Here is a 6,090-nt window from a genome sequence, read left to right on the forward strand (position 1 = left end):
AGAGATACCTTCCTTCAACGATGGTATCCTGTGAATCACAATTTAACGCCTATGGGCACCCCCATGAGTCACATCCAAAACAATTTAGTATGAGGACACTGGCGGCACGCTACGGGATCAACCCGAAGACGGTCGCCAAATGGAAGGGGCGGGTCGATACGGCGGATCGGCGCACTGGTCCGAAGGCTCTTTCGACGGTCCTGTCGATCGAGGAGGAAGCCATCATCGGGGACTGTCAGGAATTTCGTGTGAGAGGCGTTGTTCACGTTATTGATCAGACGGTGGCGCGGGCGAAGCGGTCACCGAAGAGAATGGCGAACTGTGCCTTTGCCATGGACCATTCCCTCGGGGGCATGATCCATTCTTTCTCGGCCCGGTTCAAGGCCAGGAAGAGGAGCTTGAGAGCCGCGTCGTCATTGGGGAAATGCCCCCTGGCCCGGACGGCCCGCCTCAGCTTGGCGTTCAGCGCCTCTATGGCATTGGTCGTATAGACCAATTTCCGGACGTCGGCGGGGAAGGCGTAGAAGGGAATGACCTCCTCCCAGGCCCGTTCCCAGGACTGGACGATCGCCGCGTATTTCCGGCCCCAGGAGCTTTCGGCAAAGGCGGCCAGGGCAGCTTTTCCGGCTTCGGCGTCCACCGCCCGATAGATATCCTTCAGGGCCGTGGCCACGGATTTGCGGTCTTTCCAGGCGACGAAATCCAGCGAGTGGCGCAGCAGATGGACGATGCAGGTCTGCACCAGGGCTTCGGGGAAGACGGCACGGATGGCGTCTGGAAACCCCTTGAGCCCGTCGACCACGGCCAGCAGGATATCCTCGACGCCGCGATGACGCAGTTCGTTCATGACCCGGAGCCAGAACTTGGCGCCTTCGTTCTGCTCGATCCACAGGCCGAGGACCTCCTTGGTACCGTCGGCGCGCACGCCCAGGGCGATATGCACCGCCTTGTTGCGCACGACGCTTTCGTCGCGGATCTTCACCCGCAAAGCGTCGAAGAACACCACCGGATAGACCGCCTCCAGCGGCCGGCTCTGCCAGGCTGCCACTTCGTCCAGCACGGCGTCGGTGATGACGCTGATCAGGTCTGGTGAGGCTTCCACCCCATAGATTTCAAGCAGATGGCCCTGGATCTCGCGTACGCTCATCCCGTGCGCATACATCGAGATGATCCGATCGTCGAAGCCGGGAAACCCCGACATCCGTGGACGAATGGCCAGGTCGAACGCATGAACCGGACGATCAAGGAGGCGACCGTCAAGCGCTTCTATTACGAAACGCACGACCAACTGCGCCAGCACCTCACCAATTTCGTCGCGGCCTACAATTTCGCTCGCAGGCTCAAGACACTACGCGGGCTCACCCCATATGAATTCATTTGCCAGCAGTGGGAAAAAGACCCATCACGGTTCATACAAAATCCGCACCATCAAATCCCGGGACTAAACATCTAGTCATCATCGCGATTGCGCGACGTCTCGTCACAATCGCAAATGCTGTCCTGAAAACAGGCCTGCCGTGGCGCATTAGCCCCGTCATTTAAACACAGTTGCTAGAGCCTGTTTGGAAAATTATGGGTGAGCATTTCTGCGCATGAGATTGGCGCCCATGGCGACGAAGATCATGGCCTGTGACACGTCGACGCGGCGCTCGTAGTCACGCACGAGCCGCCGCCAGCGGGTCATCCAGCCAAAGGCCCTCTCGACCACCCAGCCTCGTGGCAACACTTCGAAGCCCTTTGCTCCGTCACGGCGGCGGATAATCTCGACGATGAAATCCAGATAAGTCGCCTTGTCCATCAACTTCAGGCGGTCATAGGCGCCATCGGCGAACAGATGCTTCACCCACGGCCAACGCTTGCGGATCGCATCCAGGATCATCTGGGCGCCGGCACTGTCGGAGATGTCGGCCGGGGTCAGATTGACCATCAGGAGGCGCCCGTCCGTATCGACGGCAATATGACGCTTGCGTCCGACGACCTTCTTGCCGGCATCGTAACCCCTTTTTCGCAAGCGACGTGAGCAGCTACAAAATCTCTGGCTTATCGTGTTCATCATAGCTCCTTCTCACAGATAGGAGCCTCCGGGAAACCCGGGACGCTTCACAGGGGTCCTTCGAACCCTCCAAATGGGCCGGGCTTCACAGCGGTTCTGTACAAATAAATATATTTATATTAAAATTCAATTATATTCCTTCTTTCCATGCATATATTTTGTCTGTTTTTTAGCAACCAAACCCCCATTATCCTTTCCGATATAAATCCAAATACTCTTTTTTGGTAATCGTCATAATTGTTGTAAAATTTCATATCGGCCATAGCAAATAATATATCAAATATCCATTTTGAATATTCGTCTGCGATATGCTTTTTTGCGACAAACATATTTCCTCTAGAAATATAGTTGCAATTTGTGATCAAAAAATCATATGCAGGAATATATTCTGGATAAACTTTATCTATTATGTTTCTAACAATATACATATCCTCCACATAATGACACATACTGTACTGTTGTATTATGTTTCCAACATGATGTTTTTCAGATACAATTATATCTAAATCATAATTTTCTCCAATATTAAAATCATTAGACGCTGAAATTTCCCTTTTTATTAAAGTTTTCCCTGAGTTGTATTCAGTAAATTTTTCACATCCAATATTTTTTTTTGCAAAAAATCTCCTATAATGGTTTAGTCCAACTACACTTGAACTGGAGTCATTTTTCCATATCCAATAAAGGGCCGTCAGCTCACAAAAGTTTTTATTAAGTTTTGAAATATTATCATTCGAATTATCACAGCAAAACACAGTGTCTATATTTATTAAATCTTGCCCACATATCATTGGCACATAACCACTATCACATGGGAAATCAAAATTATTATGTCCTGCCACATAGATTTTTGTACTCATTAAACTATCTTACCTTCCAAAATAGTCACTCTTTTGAAGCATATTAGAATTATATCATTATGACTAGCCATTTTAGCGTTGCGGATGATGGTTGCCCTGGCCCTCAGTTCTTAGAGCCTGTTTGGGAAATCGGTGGAGTGTGATTCAAGCACTGGATGTGGACGCCAGAGCAGAGGGGCCGGATGGCCGGGATCACCCGGAAGACGAAACGCTACCCGTCTGACATGACAGACGCGGAATGGGAGCGGATCGCGCCATTGATGCCAGGTCCTGGGCGTCGTGGCCGCCCACGGGAGGTCGAATTCCGTGAGGTGATCAATGCGGTGCGCTATCTCGTTCGTTCAGGCTGTGGTTGGCGCATGCTGCCGATCCATTTCGGACACTGGCGTACGGTCTATGGCTGGTTTCGTGAGTTGGCGCGACGGTTCCTGTTCCAGCCCCTCCATGACGTTGAACTGATGCTCGACCGGGAGCAGGCAGGCCGCGAGGCCAGTCCGACAGCGGCGGTGATCGACAGCCAGAGCATCAAGGCGCCTCATGCGAGGACAAGGGGTTACGATGCCGGCAAAAAGGTCGTCGGACGCAAGCGCCATATTGCCGTCGATACGGACGGGCGCCTCCTGATGGTCAATCTGACCCCGGCCGACATCTCCGACAGTGCCGGCGCCCAGATGATCCTGGATGCGATCCGCAAGCGTTGGCCGTGGGTGAAGCATCTGTTCGCCGATGGCGCCTACAACGAAATGCGCCATATCACAGCCGGAAGCCACGACTTCAGATCAGGAGGCAGAAGATACAGCTGAGACCGGTCAAACAGGATGAAGCTGCTCATCACACCACCTTACAACCTTACCCCTTCACAGGGTACCCCAACCCGACAGGCTGCTAACGTTTTCCGTTGCTGAGCGCGATACCATATTGTGTAGGAAACCAAGCACAGGTAGAAGCAGTCGGACAGCGATATGTAACCTCGACATGATCATCGCTGTCATAGAATTTCATGCCTTCTTGTGCCGTGTTGATACCCAAAATTGTCGCTTTTGGGAGGCTCTGTAGCTGAACGGGTCCATTGAGCATCAAGTAGCCTGCTGTGATCGTGCCGGGGACAACGATGTTCCCGTCATCGTGGATGGCCATAACCACTGATCCATTCGCCTCGTAAAGGAAGCCCGCCGTGGGTGAATAGAACATGATGTGCTTGTTCTTGCCCGCTGCCGTTGAGTTGGCAGACCAATCGACAATTCCACCTGCTGGCAGACGGATCATCGCACCATTGGCGACGTTAGGGTTGTTGGAGGCTTTTGAAAAATCCAGGGCCGCGTTGTCGAATGTCGTCGATGCGGACCCGATCCCTGTGTTGTATCTGGATGCTCCGTCATTGGTGAACTCAATACCTGTGCCCACCACATTTTGACATGAGGCTGAGTATTTCCATGTCACGGTTCCGTCGATCACGTTGCCAGCATCGGTGAACGCTGGTTCTGAACTGCCGGACATTCCTGCCGATACGACAGTGTAGATTCCACAACCTGTCGGGCCACCAGCAGCATTTATATGCTCATTTGCGGTGTAGGCATGATTGGCAGTCCACCCACCAAAATCCTGCATCTTGGCCGAAAGGAAATGAAAAACACGCGATGACGTGCTGGGGTCATATTTTGATGCCGCGACATCGTCGCCGTTCGACATGATATCCAGTTCGTCGGCCCAGGTGATCGTGCCGTCGGCATCATGCCCGGTGACATCGGTGATCTGGCCCGCGAATCCCCAGACTCCGTTCGTGCCGCCCTTGGTGATCCCGGTAGCGTAGGCCTGATCGGCAGCGACGCCGTTCGTGTTGCCGTAGCTGTATAGATCGACATGCGCTCCGACCGTATTCCCGTTCGAACCGGGATGTGAATAGACAGAGATACCCAGCGCCAGAGGCGTAGACGCGCCCTGAAAATCCGTATGCCAATCCGACGCATAGTTGTTCAGCGCCAGACGCACGATCGGCGCGTCCGATACACCATGATACCAGTCTCGGGCGTAATTTTTGGAATTGGCGTTATAGGATTCTGTGACATCTCCGCTGCCGATTCGCGAGAGTGGACTGCCACCGGATGTCACTGGTCCCAACAGGTTCCACAGGATCGTTTTTGTCTGGTCGCTCTTCGTGGGAGCAAAAGGCACGCCGTTGATAGACGGCCATGCTCCCGAGGGCACGTTGACGATACCGACGCCCGGTGCGGCTGCCTCGTAACTCTGCTGAAGAGGCGCGATATCCGTTGTCGCGCCAGTCATCCGAGCCCCCATATCTTTAACCGTAGGGACGTCCGACCATTTGTCCGACAGTCCCCGTGATACCGAACTCGATATTACCGACCGTGCTGATAGAGCTCTCATGGTTGTTAAGGTATAACCAATAGTCATTAATTGAGATATAATTCCCATTACTTTGGCGTCGATGCCCGCAAGCGCCGGCCGACCATCGCGCGCGCAGGCATCCAGACTGGTGGCATCATAACCTACAACATAAGTGCTAAGGTCTATCTGGCTCGGCGCGTTATAAATTTTTCTCAAGAAGGAGTTAGGGCGGCTGTCATCAATCGTGGTGTTTGGGAAAGTGCTAGCGGAATATGTGATATCATCTTGGTTCATTATCAAAATCGACGAGGCAACTGCTTGTTCTATACAAAAACTGGCTACAACCTGAATGTATTTCACCGGTGAAAATAATATAAATAAAATAAATACGAGAGAAAACCAGCGTAACATCACGCAACCCTCACTTATAGTTTTCCGTTAATCTATCTAATTATCAACTTTTTATCAATAACTACGTTTTGTTGACAAGAGACGTTTTCAGGGTATTGGGGATGTGATTCAAAGCGGGTCTTTGCGGCGACCTGACGGACGAGGAATGGGCAATCATTGGCAATCTTCTGCCGCCTGAACGTGGCCGGTGGTCTCGCCCAGCACAGGATAATCGTCTGTTTCTCAACGGAATGCTTTATGAGACCTATGCGCGGGTAGTGGACGGTGGGTGAGATTGATGATTCGCTGGCGTTCGTTTTAGGACGCTGGGGATTGTGATGGCGCATCGTTCAATCGGTCAGGATTGTCTTGGGTTCTCGCGACCGGACCGTTCCACGTCATCGCTGGACGAGATCGTGGCGTTGATCGACTGGCAGCCGA

2 protein-coding genes and 6 pseudogenes are annotated in these 6,090 nt (G+C 52.5%); 3 read left to right on the top strand and 5 right to left on the bottom strand.

Features of this window, described 5'->3' with window-relative positions; translation table 11 throughout:
• Positions 1 to 86: 86 nt before the first annotated feature.
• Positions 87 to 227, top strand: a pseudogene (locus PWM43_RS15520) (IS481 family transposase); the annotation flags it as partial.
• Between the two features lie 47 nt (positions 228 to 274).
• On the opposite strand, the pseudogene PWM43_RS15095 reads toward PWM43_RS15520, so the two are convergent.
• Positions 275 to 1,192 (bottom strand): annotated as a pseudogene (locus PWM43_RS15095) (IS256 family transposase); the annotation flags it as partial.
• Here PWM43_RS15095 and PWM43_RS15100 point away from each other — a divergent pair.
• Positions 1,190 to 1,453, top strand: a pseudogene (locus PWM43_RS15100) (integrase core domain-containing protein); the annotation flags it as partial. The pseudogenes PWM43_RS15095 and PWM43_RS15100 overlap by 3 nt on opposite strands.
• 117 nt (positions 1,454 to 1,570) lie before the next feature.
• On the opposite strand, the pseudogene PWM43_RS15105 reads toward PWM43_RS15100, so the two are convergent.
• Positions 1,571 to 2,008 (bottom strand): annotated as a pseudogene (locus PWM43_RS15105) (IS5 family transposase); the annotation flags it as partial.
• A gap of 164 nt (positions 2,009 to 2,172) precedes the next feature.
• A complete protein-coding gene (locus PWM43_RS15110; protein ID WP_289843301.1) occupies positions 2,173 to 2,913 on the bottom strand; it encodes a DUF4422 domain-containing protein in 741 nt (246 codons plus the stop codon).
• A 155-nt stretch (positions 2,914 to 3,068) separates the two neighbouring features.
• Between PWM43_RS15110 and PWM43_RS15115 the strand changes: the two are divergent.
• A pseudogene (locus tag PWM43_RS15115) lies at positions 3,069 to 3,662 on the top strand (IS5 family transposase); the annotation flags it as partial.
• On the opposite strand, the pseudogene PWM43_RS15480 reads toward PWM43_RS15115, so the two are convergent.
• Positions 3,603 to 3,745: pseudogene (locus tag PWM43_RS15480) on the bottom strand (IS5/IS1182 family transposase); the annotation flags it as partial. The pseudogenes PWM43_RS15115 and PWM43_RS15480 overlap by 60 nt on opposite strands.
• A 53-nt stretch (positions 3,746 to 3,798) precedes the next feature.
• Complete coding sequence (locus PWM43_RS15120; protein ID WP_289843302.1) at positions 3,799 to 5,670, bottom strand: hypothetical protein; 1,872 nt, start codon at positions 5,668 to 5,670, stop codon at positions 3,799 to 3,801.
• Positions 5,671 to 6,090: the final 420 nt, after the last annotated feature.

The organism is Brytella acorum (assembly GCF_029309905.1).
GTDB lineage: Bacteria > Pseudomonadota > Alphaproteobacteria > Acetobacterales > Acetobacteraceae > Brytella > Brytella acorum.

Bases quoted from the DNA above. Each gene is read 5' to 3' on its own strand.
- PWM43_RS15110 (WP_289843301.1), bottom strand. From the start codon at position 2,913: ATGAGTACAAAAATCTATGTGGCAGGACATAATAATTTTGATTTCCCA.
- PWM43_RS15120 (WP_289843302.1), bottom strand. From the start codon at position 5,670: ATGTTACGCTGGTTTTCTCTCGTATTTATTTTATTTATATTATTTTCA.